Raw genomic sequence first — 21,433 nt, 5'->3', positions numbered from 1 at the left:
GAGATGAGGGGCACCCCCCTCCCGCCCCTCACCTCGGATCAACCTGCAACCCCTCCGGCGCCCGCTTCGGCGGCAACACCCGCTGGATGGCGAGCAGCGCCTCGCTGTCCAGGGCCACTCCCGCGAAGAGGGTGGGCGTCCACGCCCCCTGCCAGAACGCGGCCTGCGTCGGCGGCCCGTGGCGCCAGGCATCCTCCTTGCGAAAGTTGGCCCCGGCGTTGACGTACAGAATCCATACCTTGAGTGTCAGTCCGGCGTAGACGTTGGCCGGAAAGCCATTGCCCCCCAAACCCGCCATGACGCCCAGGCTGAACGTCTGGTGGCGATCCCTGCTGTTGAAGTCCACGGGCAGGAACGCGACCGCGCCCAGCACATCCACCCGGGGCGCCTCCGTGCCCACCGGGGCGGACCCCGGAGACGCCCCGCCCCCCGCCGGCCCAAGCTGGACGTCCTCGAGGCGCCGCAGCCCCACACCGCCTCCCACCATGAAGCGCACGAGCTTCCGCTCGTTTCCCAGCGCCTCCAGCGCATCCGCATGCTCCGCGGCCATGGACAACAGCTGCTCCTGCCGCGACACCGCCTCCCGCAGCTCCCTGTTCTTGTCCTCCGCCGCTCGGACGAGCTTCGCCCGCTGCTCGTTCAATTGCGTGGAAGACTTTTCATCCCGCCCGATCTTCTCGAGCTGCGCATCCAGGGCCTCGCGCTCCTGGAGCAACCGCGTGATCCGGCTGCTGTGTGAGGCAATCTGGTTGCGCAGGTCGGTGACGACCAGTTCCGGGTAATCAACCGGCCGCGGAGCCGAAGCCACGGGCTTCACGGGCGCCACGGGCGTCATGGGCACGGGCTTGTACTGCGCCAGGGCGGGCGCCGCCCAGAGGCATGCGGCTCCCAGGAAGCAGTGAATGGACCTCCACGATACGTGTTTTCCTCCATGTGTCGCGGACATCGTCCCCCCTCGAGGATGAGCACCCGGCTCGGGCCGGGAAGGAGCGGGTCCTGCCCCCGCGCCTTCATGAGCACTGTGCACGGAGGGCGTGATTGGCGCGTGATGTGAGGCCTTGGACCAGCGCTCCAAAGCGTGACTGCAGCGTGACAGCGGCGTGTCTCCACGCGTGCACGGGGCTCAAACCATCCTTGCGGCCTACCTCACGGAGCGTGAAGAATCCCCGCTCCTCTGGAGGGGGGGTGTATGCCATCGGTTGCCACGCATATCGAAGTGCTTGGCCGTGCCCGGGTGACTTCGCCCCTGGGCGCCAGACACATGGAGCGCAAGGCAGCGGCACTGGTCACCTATCTGGCCATCGAGGGCCCCACCCAGCGCAGCCGGCTCGCCAGCCTCCTGTGGCCGGATGCACCCGACAGGGCCGCACGCGTCAACCTTCGCCAACTCCTGCGCAGGCTGCGGCTCACCCTGGGCGAAGACAGCCTCGCGGGAGAGGATCCCGTCTGGCTTTGTGAGGGCCTCCTCGTCGACGCCCTCCTCTTCCGGAAGATCTTCGAGGCCCGCGAGTACTCCAAGCTCACCCACTTCCAGGGCGAGCTGCTCGCCGGCTTCTCCTACGACGACTGTGGAGAGTTGGAGGAGTGGCTCCGGCTCCAACGCACCCGGTTCCACCACCTGCAATGCCGTGCCGCCGAGGCCGAGGCCCTCCGCCTGGAGCAGGCCGGCCAACTCGAGGCCGCGCTCGATACGGTACGGCGCCTGCTCCAGCGACAGCCCACCTCCGAGCAGGCCTGGCAGATGGCGATCCGCCTCCATCTGCGGCTCGGGGACCGGTCCGCCGCCCTCCGCGCCTACCGCGACTGCCGGGAACAGCTCCACCGGGAGCTCGGCATCGATCCCTGCCCGGAGACGCGGGCGCTCGTCCGGGAATTCGAGCGGCCCGCGGAGCAGGAGCGCCCCAGGCCCCGTGCGCCCGAGGAGGTGCCCCTCGCGATGCTCTCCCCTCCGGAGCTGGTCGGCCGCGACACCGAGTGGGCCCTCCTGGAGGAGGCCTGGGCCGCGGGCCGCCCCGTCTACGTGCTCGGCGAGGCGGGCATCGGCAAGACGCGGCTGGTCTCCGAGTTTTGCAGTGCCCAGGGCTCCTGGCTCCTCGTCGCGGCCCGGCCCGCCGATCCCTCCACCCCCTACGCCACGAGCGCCCGGGTGTCCCGCGCCGTCCTGGGGCTCCAGCCGGAACGGCCCCTGGAGCCCTGGGTGCGGCAGGAGATCGCCCGGCTCGTCCCGGAGCTCGACCCCAGCGCACCACCCCTGCCCTCCAGCCCCGAGGAGAAGGCCCGGCTCGCCGAGGCACTCGCCCGGTTGATCCGCACCCGCTGCGGGGAGCTGTCGGCCCTGGTGCTCGACGACGCTCACCGGGCGGATCCGGCCAGCCTGGAGCTGCACCTGCGCGTGCAGGATCTGCTGCTGGAGCCGGAGCCCGGCGGCGACACGCTGCGGCTGCTCACCTGCTTCCGCACGGGCGAGCTGTCCCCCGCCTTCGAGGAGCGGCTGCGCGAGCACCGGGAGGCGGGACTCGCGGCGTGGCTCTTGCTGGAGCCGCTGATGCTGGCGTCCGCCGGCGAGCTGCTCGCGCAGCTGGGCGTCCCCCGGCTGGAGGCGATCGTTCCGCAGTTGGCGAAGTACACGGGCTGCAATCCGCTCTTCCTCATCGAGACGACGCGGAGCCTGATCGCAGCCGGCTTCGACGGAAGCTTTCCCGCCGCACCGCCGCCGTCCGAGCGCGTGACGTGGATCGTCGAGCAGCGGCTCAAGCGGCTGTCCCCGGATGCGCTCCGGCTGGCGCGCACCGTCGCGCTCGCGAGCTCGGACTTCAGCCTGGAGCTGGCCGCATGCGTCCTGGGGTTGAACCCCGATCAGCTCGCCGCGCCCTGGAAGGAGCTGGAGGAGGCGAAGGTGCTTCGCGGCGCCACCTTCACCCAGGGCGTGTTGCGCCGGACCGTCATCGAGACGCTCCCACAGCCGGTGCGCGAGGCCGTCCTACGGCGCATCTCCGCCTGCCTGCAACCGAGGAGATGACCGCCGAGTGCCGAGGACATTCGGACGCGGGTTCGATTCCCGCCGCCTCCACCCCGGTGGGCTTGCTCCGATTACGTGGACAGTAGGGTTATGCTGCCAACTTCTGCGGTAAGGCGGCAAGCTCAAAGTCCACAGGGCTTGAGCCCCGTGACGAGTGCCGCCGCTGGCGGTTGTAGAAGACCTCGATGTGCCGTGCGAGCCTGCTCGCGCGTGACGAAGTCAGCGCCGTGGACGAGTTCCATCTTCAAGCTGCTGAACAAGCTCTCGGCCACGGCGGTGTCCCAGCAGTTGCCCTTGCGCGACATGCTGCACTGGATGCCGCGTGATGCCAGCGCCTGCTGGTAATCCTCGCTGGCGTATTGGCTCCCCCGGTCCGAGAGGTGCCGTAGCCCGCGTGGTGGCTGACGTCCCTTGAGGGCCATGTCCAGAGGGCGCAGTACCAGGGGTGCCGATCAATCAGCTCCGCCATGGCCCAGCCCACCACCAAGCGAGAGAAGAGTTCCAACACCACGGCCAGGTAGAGCCAGCCCTGCCTTGTCCACACGTAGGTGATATCCATCACCCAGGTGCTGTTGGGCTGGCCAGGGGATACGTTGCGCTCGAAGATATTGGGGCCACAGGCTGGGCGTGGCGGGAGTCTGTCGTCCGCACGAAGCGGCGCCTGCTTCGAGCCGCCAGGCGGCCCTGCTGCCCCATGAGGCGAGCGACTCGCTTGCGACTCACCTTGCGGCCCCTGGCACGCAGCTCCGCATGCACCAGTCGGACAGCTCCCCGTCGTGAACTCCGGGGTGAAGCTGCGGCGCTTCCTTCTCTGTCGTGGACATCCCAGCGCTCCTTCACCACATCGTGGGTGTCCACGGAATCGGAGCAGGCTTAGGGTGCAATGCCCACGAGTTGATGCGCAGAACCAGGAGCCCATGCTGGTACTACAATAGGGGCGACAGATCGCATATACTTGGCCTTCTATTTGCTTGGCTGGGGGCTTGATGGGCATCGACGTTGAAATCTCGGCCGTCGGAGCGCGAACGCCTGTCGGCTTGACCGCGGAGAGCGCGGCGGCCGCCGTTCGTGCTCGTATCAGCCGTGTCGCCGAGCACCCCGTCTTGATGGATGGCGCCGGAAAGCCATTGACTTGCGCGCGCGATCCTCTTCTGGAGTTCGCCGTACAAGGGTCGGCTCGTCTGGCCGCAATGGCTGTGTCGTCTCTGCAGGAGGTACTTGAGAAAATCCAGTGGGAGGCTCCGCTCGAAACGGCCGTGCCCGTTTATCTGGCCTTGCCCGAGATTCGCCCAGGCTTCAAAGCAGGTGATGCGGAGGCCGTCTCGAAGGCGATTCAGGAGGTCGAACTTCGAGGAAGAGCGCGCCTCAATGTTGAAGTCCTTTGCGAAGGACATGCAGGGGCTCTCCGTGCGATCGAACTGGCCATGAAGCGAATCTCCGAGCGCAGGTGTGACCTGTGTATTGTTGGTGGCGTGGACAGCTACCTCGATGCAGAGACCCTCGAATGGCTTGAAGAGGGTAGAAAGGTGGCGCGCCAGGGCACTCGTGACGGATTCATTCCAGGCGAGGCTGCCGGGATGATTGCGCTGACCACCCGTACTTCACGGTCCAGGTTGCGACTACCTTCTCTTGCCACCCTCCGGAGCGTTGCGACGGCGCATGAAGCAAGGCCCGTGAACAGCGACGAAGGTGCGCTGGGCGAAGCATTGAGCCATGTCATCGCGCGTGTGACCCGGGGGCTGGCCACGCCTGCCGAGCGCCTGGATAACATCTACTGCGACATCAATGGTGAGCGATATCGCAGCGACGAATGGGGCTTCGTCGCGTTGCGACAGCCACGAGTGTTCCGAGATGCGTCTGCGTACACCAGCGCGGTCAGCTCGTGGGGAGACGTGGGAGCCGCGACCGCGGCGTTGAACTGTGTCCTCGCGGTGCAAGCCTGGCGGCGCGCGTATGCACGTGGTCCGAGGGCGCTCGTGGTCGGAAGCTCGATATCCGGGCTTCGGGGATCCGCGATTCTTCTACAGGAGAAAGGCGTGTGACCACCCATGAGCACTGTTGGCATCAACCCGCCTAAAACACCCGTCACCGAGGGCAGCAACGGTGTCGCGGCCGCGACGCTACCGAACGTATGCAAGATGCCGGGGCCGCCCGCACCGTTCGTACCGACACCGCTTCCCAACATCGGGAACAGCGGGAGTTCGCCGAAAGGCTACTCGAAATCGGTCACAATCGAGGGCAACGCCGTTGCGATTCAAGGCGCAAGTTTTGGCTCGTCCGGAGACATCGCCAGCAAAGGGACAGGCGGTGGAATCACCTCGATGAACGTCGAAGGCCCCACCAAGTTTGTCGGTCCGGGCTCGATGGACGTGAACATTGAAGGCAAGAACGTCCAGTTACTCGGCGACCAGATGCTCAACAACTGTGGCCCATCGGGGAGCCCCGCGAACTCGGCGACGATGATGGGCCTCGTCCAGACGACGAGCATCCCCGAGGTCGGCGGGAACCCCGAAACATGCCCGAACTGCAAGAGGGCAACCGGAAAGACGAAGTCCGACGCCAAGCCTTACGACGAGTTTTTTTCAGAAGCCGAGCGGGCTGAGCTTGATAAAATCGGACAGGCGAATCCCGACTTGGTCGCGATGCTTCCTCCCAAGAGCGGCAGGTTCAAGGTCATCCCCAAACTCGACAACAAAAAATTACGAGAGAAGTATGAGCAAAAGAAGAAAAAGGCTGGGATGAAGGGCGAGTACCATCACCCGCACCCGATAAAAGTCGGCGGCTGCCCGATTCACCAGGAGCTCGTACTCAAACCGGACAAAGAACCAGAGAAGAGCGGGGTGGACGCAGTCGATGACCAAATCCAAGACGTGGTGAACCGCGCCATAGCCCGAAACGAATAGAGCCCCTCTTCATGACCCGACCCACTGCGAACCAGCGTCCCGTCTACATCAGCCCGGACTGGATGCGCTGTACCCAAGGCATGGCATTCGCTCTACGCCCTCCTGACAGCCTGCTCTCTCCAGCCGCGCTCACCAGCAACAATCTCTGGGAGCGTACTGCCTCCGTGACACTCCATGCACAGGCCGGAAACTTCGCGCACGTCGAAAGGCTGCTCGAAATCATCCAGGGTGCAGACGACTGGCACCTGCGCGACTGCGCGGTGAGAATTTTTGCACTGGCGGCTCCATCCTCGATCTTGGGGGAGCTCACGAAAGTGTACGATCACGCCGATTATGACACCCGCATCGAGGCATATACGGCGACGCGGCTCACGGGGGATCTGTCGTTGGCTGTTGCCCTGGCGCGACACCGGAGCAAGGCTCCTCGTAGTGAGCGTGACCGCGTCATGGACAACGTGAGCGACATCCTTGAGGCGGAGACGGATGACCTGGAGCTTGTCGAAAGCAATCTCGATGATGCTGCTTATGTTCGCCACGTCGAAGAAAAAGTGGCCGAGCTTCGGACCCGCTATGGGGATGCGCAGTTCTTCCTGAACGGCGAACCTCTTGGTGCCGCCAAAGTGGCGGAAACCATCGCTCGGCTCTGCGCCGAAGAAGAACCCGAGCTGCGCGGCGGAAGAATTGCAAACCTGTTCGGCATTCTCGAGGGGATGACGGGAGCATCCTACGTCGGCTGCCTTGACGATGACTGCGAGCCGGTGATGCCAAAGATTTCCGCTGTCCTCAATAAGTTGCGGCAAAGCGGGGGGCTCGAGAAGCTCGAACCGGGGAACAGGTACTTCTTTGGGCATCGGCGCCCTTGAACGGCGGCAGAACCATCCATGTGGGTCATCAAGAACGACACTCCGTACAGTGCGGAGCGCAATTGGGTACGGGACAAGTCCGGCGTGCATCACTGGCTGGTCGCAGTGAAGGCGACGTTCGACATCTCGCCTTCGGGACAGTTGAGGCTTGCCGATGACCAGCCACCGCCGCTTCTCGAGCCCAAGTACCACGGTGAGCCGGGGCGCTCTAGCTTGCGTTTCGATTCAGACCTGCTTGCGGTCAAGCCCGCAACGGACGTTATTCTCAACGGCTTTGCTCATGCGCCGAAGAGAAAGCCGACACCGAGCGTCCCCGTCTCGCTGCGAGTGGGCGACATGCAGAAGGTCCTGCTCGTCTACGGGCCACGAGTCTACTACCGGGGTCTGATGGGGCTGACCACCTCCAAGCCGCTGCCGTTTACCCGCCAGGCAATCCTCTACGAGTGTGCCTTTGGCGGGCTGGACACCTCCGACCCCGATCCGCATAAACACCGTATGGATGCTCGAAACCCGGTGGGCAGGGGAATCGCGTCATCTTCAGCGACACTCGAGAACCAGCCAGTTCACGCCGTTGAATACCCTGATGAACGGCATTCGGTCCCCGCAGGTTTTGGGGCCATCGACCGCTCGTGGGCACCCAGACGCGACTTGGCCGGCACGTACGACGAGAAATGGGCGCAGACGCGCAACCCCCTGCTTCCGCTCGACTACAACGAGCGTTTCGCACTCTGCTCGCCGGAAGACCAGCGGCCGAAGCACCCACTTCAAGGCGCGGAAAGAGTCGAGCTCGTTCACCTCACTCCTGACTCCGTGTTGAGGTTCGAACTGCCAAGAGTCACGCTGGGTTTCAAGACCTACTTTGGGAGACGGACCGAAGAGCACACCTCGTCCTTGGCAACCGTCATCATCGAACCCGAAGCGATGAAGCTGATGATGGTTTGGCAAAGCAACCTCAGGGTTCGGGCACCAGACGCCAACTATCTGGACGTCACACACATAACAGAGAAGCCCTCAGTGCAGGCCTCTTGAAGCAGGACTTATCCCAACCGGTGTCTGGATTTGGAATATAAAGTGGCCATGAGTCCCGCACGTCCGACAACCCTGTCCCTGGTGGCGCTACTCGCACTGACGCAAGGCGTGCGGAACGGAGGCCTCGGAGGAGGGCTACTAGGACGAAGCGGCCCCGAAGCAGAGGCGTGAACCCGGGCCCCCTCTCCGCTGGCGGCAGCCGTCTGCTACCCTGGGGCTCCACGGCTGATCGTCACTCCCGCCCCGAGGTGTCCATGAGTCCCGCCCGTCCGGCAACCGCGTCCCTGGTGGTGCTGCTCGCGTTCATGCAGGCCTGTGGAGGGCCGGTGGGCCCGGGGGACGAGGGCTACTTCGCGACGCTGCCTCCCGGCACGGAACTGCCCTCCGGGGCCGAGTGCGCCGGACGGGTGCGGCGCTCCTCCTGGGAGCCCCGTCCCGAGAACGCCCAGGCCAACCAGACGCGCGGCAAGCCCGGCGTGCGCATCGAAGGGGCCAGCGACGAGTTCAACGCGAACTTCGCCGGGAGGATCGACGGAGACTTCACCGGCACCACCGATGAGATCATCCAATGGGGCGCGTGCAAGTGGGGTCTCGACGAGGACATCGTGCGCGCGATGGCGGTGGTGGAGAGCGGCTGGAGGCAGGACACCGTGGGTGAGGACTACTCGACCTTCGGCATCATGCAGATCCGGAGCTCCGTGCACGCGAACACCTACCCCTATTCGCGCGACAGCACCGCCTATGGCATCGACTACGCGCTGGCCTGGCGGCGCGCCTGCTACGAGGGCGACTTCACCTGGATGAACAGCCCGTACAAGCACGGCGGCTACGCCAAGGGTGATGAGTGGGGCTGTGTCGGCGCCTGGTTCTCCGGCGACTGGTACGACGGGGACGAGAACGTGGCCTACAGCGGCGCGAAGCCGTACATCAAATCGGTCAAACAGCAGTTCGCCGAGCGCACCTGGACGCGTTCGGACTTCCGGGACTGAGCGGCCCTGAAGCGGTGGTAGATCTCCTCCCCTTCCGCCCATCCTGGCGGAGAGACAGGAGACACGATGCGTCGTTGGATGTACTGGCTGCCCGGAGCCGCCCTCTTCACCGCGCCCGTGGCGCTCGTGCAGGCCCCGGCGGCCGCTCCTTCCAGGAGCTTCACCGCCACGCTCTACAACCTCGCCCATGACGGCGAGAAGCCCTCCATGCAGGAGCGGCTCACCGTGCGCGGTGACGTGCTCCGCATGCAGCGGGACAAGGACCCCGTCGCCACCCTCTTCGACTACGGCCAGGGCAAATGGTGGATGCTCCTCCCAGCGGACAAGGTGGCCCTCGAGGGCGACATCACCCCAAAGCCAGACTCCATCCTGGGCTTCCTGCTGACCGATGCGAGCGGCAATCCCTGTCCCAAGGACCCGGCCTACACGTGCGTCCGCGAAGGCGGCGAGGAGACGATCTCGGGCCGCCCGGTGGTGATGTGGCGGATCCTCCACCCCGACAAGGCGCAGCAGGGCCGCAAGAGGCTCACCCATTTGATCTGGGTGGACCCGAAGCTCGGCGCCCCGGTGCGCATCGCCCTGGAGGACGGCAACATCCTCGAGCTGCGCGACATCAAAGAAGGGCCGGTGGACGAAGCACTCGTCCAGGTTCCCGCGGACTTCACCCGGGTGGACGAGAAGAACGTGCGCCACACCGATGAGCCGGAGCCCGCTCCGAAACCCAAGAAGAAGGGCACGGTCCAGCCCAAGAAGCCCTGAGCGTCCGAGCATTCCTGTCGAATGCCCGGCGGCCCGCTCCGCTTCCGAGGAAGTCCGAATGAAGCACCTGGGCTCCCACGCGCGGGGCCTCTTCGGACATGATGCACGCCTTCCCAGGAGAAGCCGTCATGCAGCAAAGCCCAGCAATTCCCCCTGAGCTCGCCGCCGAGAAGAAGAGAGCCGTGCCCCAGTCGTTGATCGTCACCCTCAGCTTGATCGCCATGGGTGCACTGCTCTTCGTCTCCGCGGGCCGGCTCGACTGGAGGGGCGGCTGGGTCTTCGCGGGGCTGATCGTCTTCAGCCTCGCGGCCAACGCCTACGGCACGCGCGTGCTCAACCCCGTGCTGAACCAGGAGCGGTGGAAGGAGCGCGAGGACACCAAGCCCTTCGACAAGCTCATCACCAACACCTACCTGGCCATGCTGCTGACCATGACGGTGGTCGCGGGGCTCGACAACGGGCGCTACGGCTGGTCGGAGCTGCCCGCGTGGTGCATGCCCGCGGGCGTGCTGCTGCACGTGCTGGGGCAGGTTCCCATGCTCTGGTCCTTCGCCGCCAACCCGCACCTGGAGACGACGGTGCGCGTGCAGAAGGACCGGGACCACAAGGTCATCAGCACCGGCCCCTACCGCTTCGTGCGCCACCCCATGTACCTCGGGCTCCTGATGATGCTGGTGGCCTGGCCCCTCGTCCTCGGCTCGCGCTGGGCGTACGTGCCCGCGCTCATCGCCATGGCCGCGTTCATCCTCCGCACCGCGCTCGAGGACCGCACCCTCCAGCGCGAGCTCCCCGGCTACACCGAGTACACGCAGCGGACCCGCTACCGGCTCGTGCCCGGCATCTGGTAGCCCCTCACTCGATTGACGCTCGGGGCGGGCGTCACTAGGGTCGCGGCCCCTTCCAGGGAGTAACGACCATGACAGTTTCCGCCATCTTCAATCCCGCGCGCTGGCGCGAGGTGGAAGGCTTCAAGTTCGAGGACATCACGTACCACCGCTCGGTGGAGCACGGCACGGTGCGCATCGCCTTCAACCGGCCCGAGGTGCGCAACGCCTTCCGGCCCAAGACGGTGGACGAGCTGTACACCGCGCTGGACGATGCCCGCATGACGACGGACGTGGGCTGCGTGCTCATCACCGGCAACGGCCCCTCGCCGAAGGACGGCGGCTGGGCGTTCTGCTCGGGCGGAGATCAGCGCATCCGCGGCAAGGATGGCTACAAGTACGAGGGCGACGCGGCCAACAAGCCGGACGTGGGCCGCATGGGCCGGCTGCACATCCTCGAGGTGCAGCGGCTGATCCGCTTCATGCCGAAGATCGTCATCGCCGTGGTGCCCGGGTGGGCGGCGGGCGGCGGGCACAGCCTGCACGTGGTGTGCGACATGACGCTGGCCAGCAAGGAGCACGCGATGTTCAAGCAGACGGATCCGGACGTGGCCAGCTTCGACAGTGGCTACGGCTCGGCGCTGCTGGCGCGGCAGGTGGGCCAGAAGAAGGCGCGGGAGATCTTCTTCCTGGGGCTCGACTACACGGCGGATCAGGCCGCCGCCATGGGCGCGGTGAACGCGTCGGTGCCCCACGAGCAGCTCGAGGACACGGCCCTGGAGTGGGCCCGCCTCATCAACTCGAAGAGCCCCACGGCGATGCGCATGCTGAAGTACGGCTTCAACCTGCCCGACGACGGCCTGGTGGGCCAGCAGCTCTTCGCGGGCGAGGCCACGCGGCTCGCCTACGGCACCGAGGAGGCGCAGGAGGGCCGCGACGCCTTCCTGGAGAAGCGCGAGAAGAACTTCAAGCGCTTCCCCTGGCACTACTAGAACGCCGGGATGGGCTCTCGCCGCTCCGCCTGCCTGCCAGGCACGGAGGCATGAGCCGGGCCGTGACCGGGCGGGTTACAGGGAAACCCGCCTGGGCACTCCGGCCCGGCACCTCATGGCGCCAACCCCGCGAGAACAGGCGGGTGTACCCCCGGCACGCGATGTGCTTCGGGGATAGGTGTCCACTCAGAGGGAGAGACCAACCGATGAAGACGATCCTGATGGGAGCCCTTGCCGCCCTCGCCCTGACCACCGCCACGCCCGCGGCCGCCGCGGGCCCGGCCGGCAAGAACGGGGTGCACACCGTGGAGCTGACGGTGACGTCCAAGGGCTTCGAGCCCGCGAACGTGAAGGTGAAGGCCGGACACCCGGTCCGCCTGGTGATCACCCGCAAGACGGACAAGACGTGCGCCAAGGAGATCGTCCTGGACGACCTGGGCATCAATCAACCGCTCCCCCTGGACACGCCGGTGACGGTGGAGTTCACCCCCAGCGAGTCGGGCACGCTGCGCTACGCCTGCGCCATGGACCACATCCGCGGGCTCGTCACCATCCAGTAGCCCGCGCGCCGCGGTTGGTCTCCAGCCCCCAAAATTCCCTCTCCCCTCGGGAGAGGGTCAGGGTGAGGGTGCCCGGGTCCGTTCTTCAACCCGTGGCCCTCACTGTGCGCAATGGGTTCAACCCGGGTACACCCGACACCCTCACCCCGTCCCTCTCCCGGAGGGCGAGGGGAAATGGGCGCGGTTGTCAGCGCGGGTTCGGGCTCAGCGCGGCTTGAAGTCGTCGGAGCGGATGCTGTAGCGCTTCAGCAGCCGGTGCAGGCTCTCGCGCTCGATACCGGCGTGCTCGGCAGCACGGGTGACGTTCCCCTCGAAGTCTCGCAGCAGGGCCGTGAGGTACTCGCGTGAGAAGCGATCCCGGGCCAGATCGAGCGCGTCCCGGTAGGGCAGATGCTTCGCCGCGCCGCCCGGTAGCGCTCCCTCCTGTCGCTCCCGCACCTCGGGCGGCAGGTCGCGCTCCGTCACCTGGGGCCCCGTGGCCACGGCCACCGCGCGCATGACGGCGTTCTCCAGCTCCCGCACGTTGCCCGGCCACGGGTAGCCCATGAGCACGCGCAACGCCTCCGGCGTCATCCCCTCCAGCGTGCGCCCCATCGCCTTGCAGTGCTTGTCGAGCAGGTGGGCCGCCAGCACCGGAATGTCCTCCTTGCGCTCGCGCAGGGGCGGCAGCTGCACCGGGAAGACATTGAGCCGGTAGAAGAGATCCTCCCGGAAGCGCCCCTGGGCCGCCGCGGCACGCAAGTCACGGTGCGTGGCCGCCACCACCCGCACGTCCACCTGCACGGAGCGGGTCTCCCCCACGCGCCGGACCTCCTTCTCCTGCAGCACGCGCAGCAGCTTCACCTGCGCGTTCAGCGGCAGCTCCCCCACCTCATCCAGGAAGAGCGTTCCGCCATGGGCCTCCTCGAAGAGGCCCGCCTTGGCCTGGGCCGCACCCGTGAAGGCGCCCTTGCCGTGGCCAAACAGCTCGCTCTCCACGAGCTCCGCCGGCAGGGCCCCGCAGTTGACGGCCACGAAGGGGCGCTCACGCCGGGCGCTGTTGAGGTGGACGGCCCGCGCCGCCAGCTCCTTGCCCGTGCCCGTCTCGCCCGTCAGCAGCACCGTGATGTCCAGGCGCGCCGCCTGCTCGATGAGCCGGTGCGCCTCCTGCATCGCCACGCTGCGGCCCACCACCCCGGTGAAGGTGAAGTCCGAGTCCGGTGCCGTCCCCCCCAGCACCTCCGCCTGCAAGCGCAGCCGCCGTCGCTCCATCGCCCGCGCCACCAGCTCGACGGCGGCGTCGGGAAGGAAGGGCTTCTGGAGGTAGTCGAAGGCCCCTGCCCGCATCGCCTCCACCGCATCCGGCACCGTGGCGAAGCCCGTCATCATCACCACCTCGGTATCCGGGTAGCGGGACTTCACGGCACGCAGCACCTCGAAGCCGTCCGCGCCCGGCATGCGCACGTCGGACACCACGACGTCGAACTCCCGCGCCGCCACCAGCGCCAGCGCCCGCGCCCCGTCCTCCGCGCACGTCACCTCATAGGTGTCGCCCAGCAGCCGGGCGAACAGCTTGAGGATGTTCTCCTTGTCGTCCACCACCAGCACACGTCCGCGCGTCTCCATGTCTCACGCCCTCTCCGGCGACGTGGAGGGCAGCCACACGGTGAAGTGTGCTCCGGGCCCCATCCCCGGGGCAGCCTCCAGGTTGCCCCCGTGCGCCTGCACGATGCTCTGGCTGATGGCCAGGCCCAGCCCCGTCCCGCTGGGCTTCGTGGTGAAGAAGGGCTCGAAGAGGCGCTCGCGCGCCGTGACGCTCAGGCCCGGGCCCGTGTCCTCCACGTGCAGCTCCGCCCCCTTCTCCGTCTGCGCCAGGCGCACCCGCACCCGCCCCTCGGCTCCGCACGCATCCACCGCGTTGCGCACCAGGTTGAGCACCACCTGGCGCAGCTTCGTCAGGTGTCCCGCCGTCCGCGCCTCGCCCTCCACCTCCACCCGCACCGCGCCCAACTGCCCTCCCTGCCTCAGCCGCTCCACCACGTCCTCGCACAAGGCCCGCAGGTCCACCGGCTCCGGCTCGGCCTGCAGCGGACGCGAGAGCGCGAGCAGATCCTGGACGATGTTCCGGCTGCGCATCGCCTCGTCCTCGATGACCTGGAGATCCTCGCGCAGGCTCCCCTCCGCCTTCTTCTTCATCATTCCCACATAGCCGAGGATGACGGTGAGCGGGTTGTTGATCTCATGCGCCACGCCCGCCGCCAGCCGGCCGATTCCCGCGAGCTTCTCGCTCTGCACCAGCCGCTCCTGGTGCTCGCGCAGCGCCGCCGTCATGGCGTTGAACTGGCGGGCCAGCTCGCCGAACTCGTCGGGGGCCGCGATGTCGATGCGCGCGTGCATGTCTCCCGCGGCCAGCCGCGCCGCGCCCTCGCGCAGCCGCGCCACGGGCCGGGCCACCGAGCGCACGATGTAGAGGCCCACCCCGATGGCCAGCAGCGGCGCGCCTACCAGGAAGAACAGCGTCCACTGGAAGGCGGAGCTTTGGAGCTCGGCCACGCGCGCCTCGGCCGCGTCCACCGAGCGGTTGAAGTGGCTCACCAGCCGGTCCGTGCGCTCCTCCATCTGCGACACGAGCCCCAGCGCCCGGCCATGCTCGCGCTCCATGTCCTCCTGCCGTCCCGCCAGCACCGCGGGCAACAGCGCTTCGCGGAAGAGCGTGTCCAGCGAGCCCTGTGCCCGTTCGATGTCCTCCACCCAGGCCCGCTCCTCGGGCCCGAGGGCCTGCGCCTTCATCTCCTCCGTCAGCCGGGTCACCCGGCGGGCAGCCGTCTCGTAGAAGTGCAGGTGGCTGTCATTGCCCAGGATGAGGGTGTGAGCCTGGTGGGCATAGGTGTCGCGGATGGCACTGGCCACCTCGAGCGCCGAGCGGACGGCATGCTGCCGCGCCTGCATCTCGACCATGCGGGAATGAATCTCCCGCATGTGCACGAGCACCAGCACGGAGGACACCACGAAGAGGGAGACCAGGGCGGCGAGGGCCAGGCTGAGACGCCGGGCGGTGCCTGAGGGGACCTGCATGGATGAGCGCTCCTCCATCCGTCATTAGTACGCAAGCCGGGTGCCACCTGCCCTCCCCAGCGTAGGCACACGTTTCCCCGGGGCGGATGTGATTCGCCGGGTTACACCGTGACATCCCCGGCTCCTGTCGCGCCGCGTTCTCCGAGCCTGGAGCACGCCACGCCCGAGGGGCCGGCTCGTCCGGGCGGGACACGCCCCGTGGCACATACCGTGCACAACCCCATCGCCGTGCAACCCTCCCACGACTCTTCCCAGCCAGGCTCCACCTCGGGCGGCCGACGCCACCGCGGAGGATCCTTCGCCCTCGTGCTGGCGCTGCTCTCGCCCCTGGCGGCGTTCGCGCAGGAGGACACCCGCACGCCCTCCACGCAAGCCGCCTCCGCGCCCGTGCCGCCAGCGGATCCGGCGCTGACGCAGCTGCTCGCGGAGGCCCTCGAGACGCGCCCGGAGCTGCGCCAGGCCGAGGCCCAGGTGCGGGCGGCCCTGCAGCGTGTCCCCCAGGCCGGTGCCCTGCCGGACCCGGTGCTGCAGCTGGGCATCCAGAACGACGGTTTCAACGGCCTGATGATTGGCGAGATGGAGGGCAGCTACTTCAGCATCATGGCCTCCCAGGCCCTGCCCTTCCCGGGCAAGCGCGAGCTGCGCACCGAGGTGGCCCAGCTCGGCGCCAAGGCCACGTCGGCGCAGGTGGCGCGCACGCGGCTGTCCATCGAGGCCGAGGTGCGCCGGGGCTACCTGGACCTGTTGCTGGTGCGCGAGCGGCTCGTCCTTCTGGACCGGCTGCAGGCGCTCTGGAAGCAGTCCGCCGACATGGCCCGCATCCGCTACGAGACCGGCGAGGGGGCCCAGTCGGACCTGCTGCGTGCCCAGCTCGAGCTCAACCGGCTGCGCCAGCGTCAGCTCGCCCTGCGCGCCGAGGAGAACACCCGCGTGCGGACCCTGAACCGGCTGAGCGGCCGGCCCCTGGAGGCGCCCCTGCCCACCACCACGCGCGTGCGCGACCTGGGCGTGCCCGAGCTCGGTGATACCGAAGCCGCGACGAGGGACGCGCTCGAGCGCAGCCCCGAGCTGGCCGAGCAGCGCGCGCTGGTGGCACAGGCCGGACAGCAGGTGGCGTTGGCTCGCCGGGAACGCCTGCCCGACTTCACCGTGAGCGCGGGGGTGATGCCCCGGGGCGGGGACTTCCCTCCCATGTGGCAGGCCAACGTCGGCGTCAACCTGCCCATCTTCTCCGGGAGCAAACAGAAGCGCGTGGTGGCCGAGAGCAGCGCCCAGGCCGAGGCCACGGCCCATGCGGCGGAGGCCCTGGAGCAGGTGCTGCGCCTGCGGGTGCAGGAGCGCCTCATCGCCCTGGCCGCGCTGCGCGACACCGCGGCCATCTACCGCGAGGGCCTCCTGATGCAGTCGGCGGCGACGGCCGAGAGCACCCTGACGCAGTACCGCGTCGGACGCGCCTCGTTCGCCTCGGTGCTGGAGGCCAACACCGGCATCATCCGCGACGAGGAGGACTACCTGCGCACGCTCGCCGACGCGCAGCGCCTCGCCATCGCCCAGGCCGAGGTGAGCCTGGAGCCCGTGGCCTCCATGGGCGGCACCGCCCAGAGCGCGGGGAGCATGCCCGGCACCGGTGGCACCCCGTCCGCTCCCGCGCGCGGCGCTTCCCCAGCGGGTGGCTCGCCGGGTGCCGCCCCCGCCTCCTCTTCCTCCATGTCAGGGATGTAGCCCTGGAGAAACCATGTCTCTCGAGACTCCCCCACTCCCTCCCTCGCCGCCTCCCTCGCGCCGCCACTTCGGAGCCGCCGCGCTCGCCGCGACGGCACTGGCCAGCGCGGTCCTCGGCGGCGGCGCCGTGCACCTGCTGGCGCATAGGGACGAGGCGCACGAGGCCCACGCCCCAGCCACCGCGGCCACCACTCCGGCCGCCTCCGAGCCCGCGGCCACGAAGTACCAGTGCCCGATGCACCCGAGCGTCGTGCAGGACCAACCGGGCAAGTGCCCCATCTGCGGCATGGATCTGGTGCCGATGACGCCCACCTCGGCGGCTCCCGGCGATCCGGGCACGCCCGCGGTGGAGGGACTGGCCCCGGTCACCATCGACCCCTCGCGCCAGCAGCTCATCGGCCTGCGCACCGCGCCGGTGACGGAGGGCAAGGTGGGGGGAACGTGGCGGACCAACGGCCGCGTGGCCATGGACGAGACCCGCGTGCGCCGCGTCACCCTGAAGGTGCCCGCCTTCGTCGAGCGCGTGTACGCGGACTTCACGGGCAAGCCGGTGCAGCGCGGGGAGCCGCTCTTCTCCGTCTACAGCCCCGAGCTGCTCGCGGCCCAGGAGGAGTACCTGCTGGCCCTGCGCACCCGTCAGGCCCTGGGCCAGACCGGAGGGATGTCCGCGGACGGCGACGCCCTGGTCGCGGCGGCCCGGCGCAAGCTGCAGTTGTGGGACGTGCCAGCGGCCACCCTCGAGCGGCTCGCCGAGACGGGCGAGGCCACCCGCTCCCTCACCCTGGTGTCGCCCATCTCCGGGGTCATCACCAAGAAGGACGTCGTGGAGGGCGCGCGCCTGGAGGTCGGCGCCACGCCCTATGAGATCGTCGACCTGTCGCGCGTCTGGGTGCTCGCCGACGTGTACGAGAGCGAGCTGCGCCACGTGAAGGTGGGCATGACCGCCACGCTCCAGCTCAAGGCCTTCCCCCACCGCGTCTTCGCCGGGAAGGTGGCCTTCCTGGATCCAGTGCTCGATCCGGCCACGCGGACGGTGAAGGTGCGCCTGGAGTTCCCCAACCCCGATGGCGACCTGCGCCCGGAGATGTTCGGCGAGGTGGTGCTCCGGGGCACGGCGCGCGAGGGACTGAAGATCCCCTCCGACGCGGTCGTCCCCACCGGCACCACCCAGGTCGTCTTCGTGGCGCTCGGCGAGGGCCGCTTCCAGCCCCGCGAGGTGCGCCTGGGCGAGTCGGATGGAAAGAGCGTGGAGGTGACATCGGGCCTGAAGGCAGGCGAGCAGGTCGTCACCGGCGCCAACTTCCTCGTCGACTCCGAATCGCGCCTGCGCGCCTCGCTGGCGGCGCTGGCGGCCTCCTCCTCGGGGAGTGCCCCGGCGTCCGCGCCCTCCGCTCCGCCCCCGGAGCCCCCCGCCGCCTCCGGCCACGGAGGTCACTGAGCCCATGATCCGAGCCATCATCCGCTTCTCGGCGGAGAACAAGTACCTGGTCATCGCGGCCACCGTGGTGGCGCTCATCTTCGCGTCGTGGACCATGCGGAACACCCCGCTGGACGCGCTGCCGGACCTGTCCGACACCCAGGTCATCGTCTACGGCCGGTGGGATCGCAGCCCCGACATCATCGAGGACCAGGTCACCTACCCCATCACCACCGCGCTGCTGGGCGCCCCGAAGGTGAAGGCGGTGCGCGGCTTCAGCGACTTCGGCTTCAGCTACGTGTACGTCATCTTCGAGGACGGCACGGACATGTACTGGGCGCGCACGCGGGTGCTCGAGTACCTGTCGAAGATCACCCCCCAGCTGCCCTCGGACGTGAAGGTGGAGCTGGGCCCGGACGCCACCAGCGTGGGGTGGGTGTTCCAGTACGCGCTGGTGGACAAGAGCGGCAAGCACCGGCTGGACGAGCTGCGCTCCTACCAGGACTGGTTCCTGCGCTACGCCCTGCAGAGCGTGCCGGGCGTCTCCGAGGTGGCGACGGTGGGCGGCCAGGTGCGCCAGTACCAGGTGACGGTCAACCCCAACACGCTGGCCAGCTACGGGCTGTCGCTGGACGCGGTGGTGCGCGCGGTGCGCCAGGGCAACAACGACGTGGGGGGACGGCTGGTGGAGGTGGCCGGGCGCGAGTACATGGTCCGCGGCCGGGGCTACGTGAAGAGCGTGGAGGACATCGAGAAGCTCGTCCTCAAGGCGCAGGGGGGCACGCCCGTCACCATCAAGGACGTGGCCAGCGTGACGCTGGGCCCGGAACTGCGCCGGGGCGTGGCCGACCTGGATGGCGAGGGAGACGTGGTGGGCGGCATCGTCGTCATGCGCCAGGGGGAGAACGCCCTCAACGTCATCGAGCGCATCAAGACGAAGCTCGAGGAGCTGAAGCCCTCGCTGCCCGAGGGCGTGGAGGTCGTCACCACCTACGATCGCTCGGATCTCATCGAGCGCGCCATCGACACGGTGACGCACAAGCTGGTGGAGGAGATCATCATCGTCTCCCTCATCATCCTCATCTTCCTGTGGCACGTGCCGTCCGCCATCGTGCCCATCGTCACCATTCCGGTGTCGGTGGCGCTGGCCTTCATCCCCATGTACGCGATGGGGCTGAACGCCAACCTCATGTCGCTGGCGGGCATCGCCATCTCCATCGGCGTGCTCGTGGACGGCGCCATCGTCGAGGTGGAGAACGCGTACAACAAGATCCACCACTGGATAAAGGACGGGAAGAAGGGCGACTTCCACCAAGTGCGGCTGGAGGCGCTGATGGAGGTGGGGCCGGGCGTCTTCTTCAGCCTGCTCGTCATCGCCGTGGCCTTCATGCCCATCTTCACGCTGGTGGACCAGGAGGGCCGCCTCTTCCGCCCGCTGGCGTATTCGAAGAACCTCGCCATGGCCATCGCCGCGCTGCTGGCCATCACGCTGGACCCCGCCATGCGGATGCTCTTCGCGCGCGTGGAGCCCTTCCACTTCCGCCCGAAGTTCCTGGCGTCGGTGGCGACGCACGCACTCGTGGGCAAGTACTACTCGGAGGAGCGGCACCCCATCAGCCGGCTGATGCACCGGCTCTACGAGGGCCCCTGCCGCTTCGTCGTGCGTCACGCCAAGGCCACCCTGGCGGTGAGCGCGCTGCTGGTGGCCACCACCATCCCCGTGTACCTGCACCTGGGCAGCGAGTTCATGCCTCCGCTCAACGAGGGCACCCTCCTCTACATGCCCTCGGCGGTGGAGCCCGGCATGTCCGTGGCCGAGGCGCAGCGCGTGCTGCAGGTGCAGGACAAGCTGCTCATGCAGTTCCCCGAGGTGGAGCGGGTCTTCGGCAAGGCCGGCCGCGCCAACACCTCCACTGATCCAGCCCCCTTCACCATGATGGAGACGACGGTGCTGCTGCGCCCCGAGTCCCAGTGGCGCGAGGTGCCGCGCTGGTACAGCGGCTGGGCTCCCGAGTGGCTGAAGGGCATGCTGCGTCCCTTCTGGCGCGACCGCATCACCCAGGCCGAGCTGGAGTCGAAGATGAACGCCGCGCTCCAGCTGCCGGGCATCTCCAACGCCTGGACCATGCCCATCAAGGGGCGGCTGGACATGCTGTCCACCGGTATCCGCACGCCGGTGGGCATCAAGATCATGGGCGCGGACCTGGCCACCGTGGAGCGCATCGCCCGCGAGACGGAGGCCGCGGTGGCGAAGGTGGAGGGCACCCGCAGCGCCTTCGCCGAGCGCGTGGCGGGCGGCTATTTCCTCGACTTCGTCCTCAAGCGTGACGAGCTCGCCCGCTACGGCCTGAGCGTGGACGACGCGAACATGATGGTGATGACGGCGGTGGGAGGCGACAACCAGTCCACCACCGTGGAGGGCCGCGAGCGCTACGGCATCAACGTGCGCTACGCGCGGGACTACCGCGAGGATCTCCAGTCGCTCAAGCGCGTGCTGCTGCCCCTCCCGGACGGCAAGGGCCAGATTCCCATGGAGGCCATCGCGGACGTGGTGCTCGCCCATGGCCCCTCGATGATCCGCAACGAGAACGGCATGCTCACCGGCTACGTCTACGTGGACTTCGATACGTCCAAGTACGACGTGGGCGGCTTCGTGGACCGCGCCAAGCAGGCCGTGGCCGCGAGCGTGAAGGTGCCCCCCGGCTACTCCATGACGTGGAGCGGGCAGTACGAGAACATGCTGCGCGTCCGGGAGCGGCTGAAGCTCGTCATCCCGCTCACGCTCGTGCTCATCTTCGGGCTGCTGTACATGAACACGAAGTCGGCCTTCAAGGCGGGCCTCGTGATGCTGGCGGTGCCCTTCTCCGCCATCGGCGCGGTGTGGCTGCTCTGGGCGCTCGACTACAACGTCTCCATCGCGGTGTGGGTGGGGATGATTGCCCTGATGGGCCTGGACGCCGAGACCGGTGCCTTCATGCTGCTCTTCCTCGACCTGTCCCACGACGAGGCGAAGCAGCGCGGAATGCTGCGCACCGAGGGCGATCTGGTGGAGGCCATCATCCACGGGGCCGTGAAGCGCGTACGGCCCAAGGCGATGACGGTGCTGGCGGCGATGCTGGGCCTGCTCCCCATCATGTGGTCCACCGGAACGGGCGCGGACGTGATGAAGCGCATTGCCGCGCCCATGGTGGGCGGCCTGGCCACCAGCTTCCTGCTGGAGCTGCTCGTCTACCCGGCCGTCTATTTCCTCTGGAAGCGTCGCGAGGTGGTGCCCGGTCCGGCCACGCTCTCCGCCTGACGCC

General features: G+C 68.0%; 16 protein-coding genes and 1 pseudogene. 13 read left to right on the top strand and 4 right to left on the bottom strand.

Annotated elements, in window-relative coordinates; translation table 11 throughout:
* Nucleotides 1–28: 28 nt before the first annotated feature.
* The gene (locus tag NR798_RS21335; protein ID WP_375773326.1) at nt 29–946 is read right to left on the bottom strand and encodes a hypothetical protein; all 918 of its coding nucleotides are present in this window, start codon (nt 944–946) and stop codon (nt 29–31) included.
* Nucleotides 947–1,189: 243 nt separating this feature from the next.
* Between NR798_RS21335 and NR798_RS21330 the strand changes: the two genes are divergently transcribed.
* Nucleotides 1,190–3,019 carry an AAA family ATPase gene (locus tag NR798_RS21330; protein WP_375773325.1) on the top strand — a complete coding sequence of 610 codons (1,830 nt, stop codon included), beginning with the start codon at nt 1,190–1,192 and terminating at the stop codon, nt 3,017–3,019.
* Nucleotides 3,020–3,107: 88 nt separating this feature from the next.
* Here the strand turns inward: NR798_RS21330 and NR798_RS21325 are convergent.
* Nucleotides 3,108–3,775 (bottom strand): annotated as a pseudogene (locus NR798_RS21325) (IS3 family transposase); the annotation flags it as partial.
* 230 nt (nt 3,776–4,005) lie between these two features.
* Between NR798_RS21325 and NR798_RS21320 the strand changes: the two are divergent.
* The 9 genes from NR798_RS21320 to NR798_RS21280 all read left to right on the top strand — a co-directional run bounded on the left by NR798_RS21320 (nt 4,006) and on the right by NR798_RS21280 (nt 11,938).
* A complete protein-coding gene (locus tag NR798_RS21320; protein WP_375773324.1) occupies nt 4,006–5,061 on the top strand; it encodes a beta-ketoacyl synthase N-terminal-like domain-containing protein in 1,056 nt (351 codons plus the stop codon).
* Between the two features lie 6 nt (nt 5,062–5,067).
* Nucleotides 5,068–5,922, top strand: a complete 855-nt coding sequence (locus tag NR798_RS21315; RefSeq protein ID WP_375773323.1) for a PAAR-like domain-containing protein — start codon at nt 5,068–5,070, stop codon at nt 5,920–5,922.
* An 11-nt stretch (nt 5,923–5,933) separates the two neighbouring features.
* Entirely contained in the window at nt 5,934–6,785 is an 852-nt protein-coding gene (locus NR798_RS21310; RefSeq protein ID WP_375773322.1) for a hypothetical protein, read from the top strand.
* A gap of 18 nt (nt 6,786–6,803) precedes the next feature.
* Nucleotides 6,804–7,814, top strand: a complete 1,011-nt coding sequence (locus NR798_RS21305) for a DUF2169 domain-containing protein (RefSeq protein WP_375773321.1) — start codon at nt 6,804–6,806, stop codon at nt 7,812–7,814.
* Nucleotides 7,815–8,068: 254 nt separating this feature from the next.
* The gene (locus NR798_RS21300) at nt 8,069–8,803 is read left to right on the top strand and encodes a hypothetical protein (RefSeq protein ID WP_375773320.1); all 735 of its coding nucleotides are present in this window, start codon (nt 8,069–8,071) and stop codon (nt 8,801–8,803) included.
* Between the two features lie 66 nt (nt 8,804–8,869).
* Nucleotides 8,870–9,562, top strand: coding sequence for a hypothetical protein (locus NR798_RS21295; RefSeq protein ID WP_375773319.1), 693 nt, complete (start codon nt 8,870–8,872; stop codon nt 9,560–9,562).
* Nucleotides 9,563–9,744: 182 nt separating this feature from the next.
* Nucleotides 9,745–10,410: a methyltransferase family protein gene (locus NR798_RS21290; protein WP_375773318.1), complete on the top strand. Its 666-nt coding sequence runs from the start codon at nt 9,745–9,747 to the stop codon at nt 10,408–10,410.
* Between the two features lie 68 nt (nt 10,411–10,478).
* Complete coding sequence (locus tag NR798_RS21285) at nt 10,479–11,378, top strand: 1,4-dihydroxy-2-naphthoyl-CoA synthase (RefSeq protein WP_375773317.1); 900 nt, start codon at nt 10,479–10,481, stop codon at nt 11,376–11,378.
* Between the two features lie 206 nt (nt 11,379–11,584).
* Nucleotides 11,585–11,938, top strand: a complete 354-nt coding sequence (locus NR798_RS21280) for a cupredoxin domain-containing protein (RefSeq protein ID WP_375773316.1) — start codon at nt 11,585–11,587, stop codon at nt 11,936–11,938.
* 204 nt (nt 11,939–12,142) lie between these two features.
* Here the strand turns inward: NR798_RS21280 and NR798_RS21275 are convergent, their stop codons facing one another.
* Both NR798_RS21275 and NR798_RS21270 read right to left on the bottom strand, forming a co-directional pair.
* Nucleotides 12,143–13,543, bottom strand: a complete 1,401-nt coding sequence (locus tag NR798_RS21275) for a sigma-54-dependent transcriptional regulator (protein WP_375773315.1) — start codon at nt 13,541–13,543, stop codon at nt 12,143–12,145.
* 3 nt (nt 13,544–13,546) lie between these two features.
* Nucleotides 13,547–14,992: an ATP-binding protein gene (locus NR798_RS21270; protein ID WP_375773314.1), complete on the bottom strand. Its 1,446-nt coding sequence runs from the start codon at nt 14,990–14,992 to the stop codon at nt 13,547–13,549.
* Nucleotides 14,993–15,190: 198 nt separating this feature from the next.
* On the opposite strand from NR798_RS21270, the gene NR798_RS21265 reads away from it, so the two are divergent.
* From NR798_RS21265 to NR798_RS21255, 3 genes are read left to right on the top strand one after another with little or no spacing between them, the layout of a single operon-like run.
* Nucleotides 15,191–16,714, top strand: a complete 1,524-nt coding sequence (locus NR798_RS21265) for a TolC family protein (protein WP_375773313.1) — start codon at nt 15,191–15,193, stop codon at nt 16,712–16,714.
* Between the two features lie 13 nt (nt 16,715–16,727).
* On the top strand, nt 16,728–18,152 hold the full coding sequence (locus NR798_RS21260; protein WP_375773312.1) for an efflux RND transporter periplasmic adaptor subunit: 1,425 nt from the start codon (nt 16,728–16,730) through the stop codon (nt 18,150–18,152).
* 4 nt (nt 18,153–18,156) lie between these two features.
* Nucleotides 18,157–21,429, top strand: coding sequence for an efflux RND transporter permease subunit (locus NR798_RS21255; protein WP_375773311.1), 3,273 nt, complete (start codon nt 18,157–18,159; stop codon nt 21,427–21,429).
* The last annotated feature ends 4 nt before the right edge of the window (nt 21,430–21,433 follow it).

Source organism: Archangium gephyra, assembly GCF_042230915.1.
Lineage (GTDB): Bacteria > Myxococcota > Myxococcia > Myxococcales > Myxococcaceae > Archangium > Archangium gephyra_B.
Note: the sequence above shows the minus strand (reverse complement) of the source record. Positions and strands in the feature narration are given on the sequence as shown.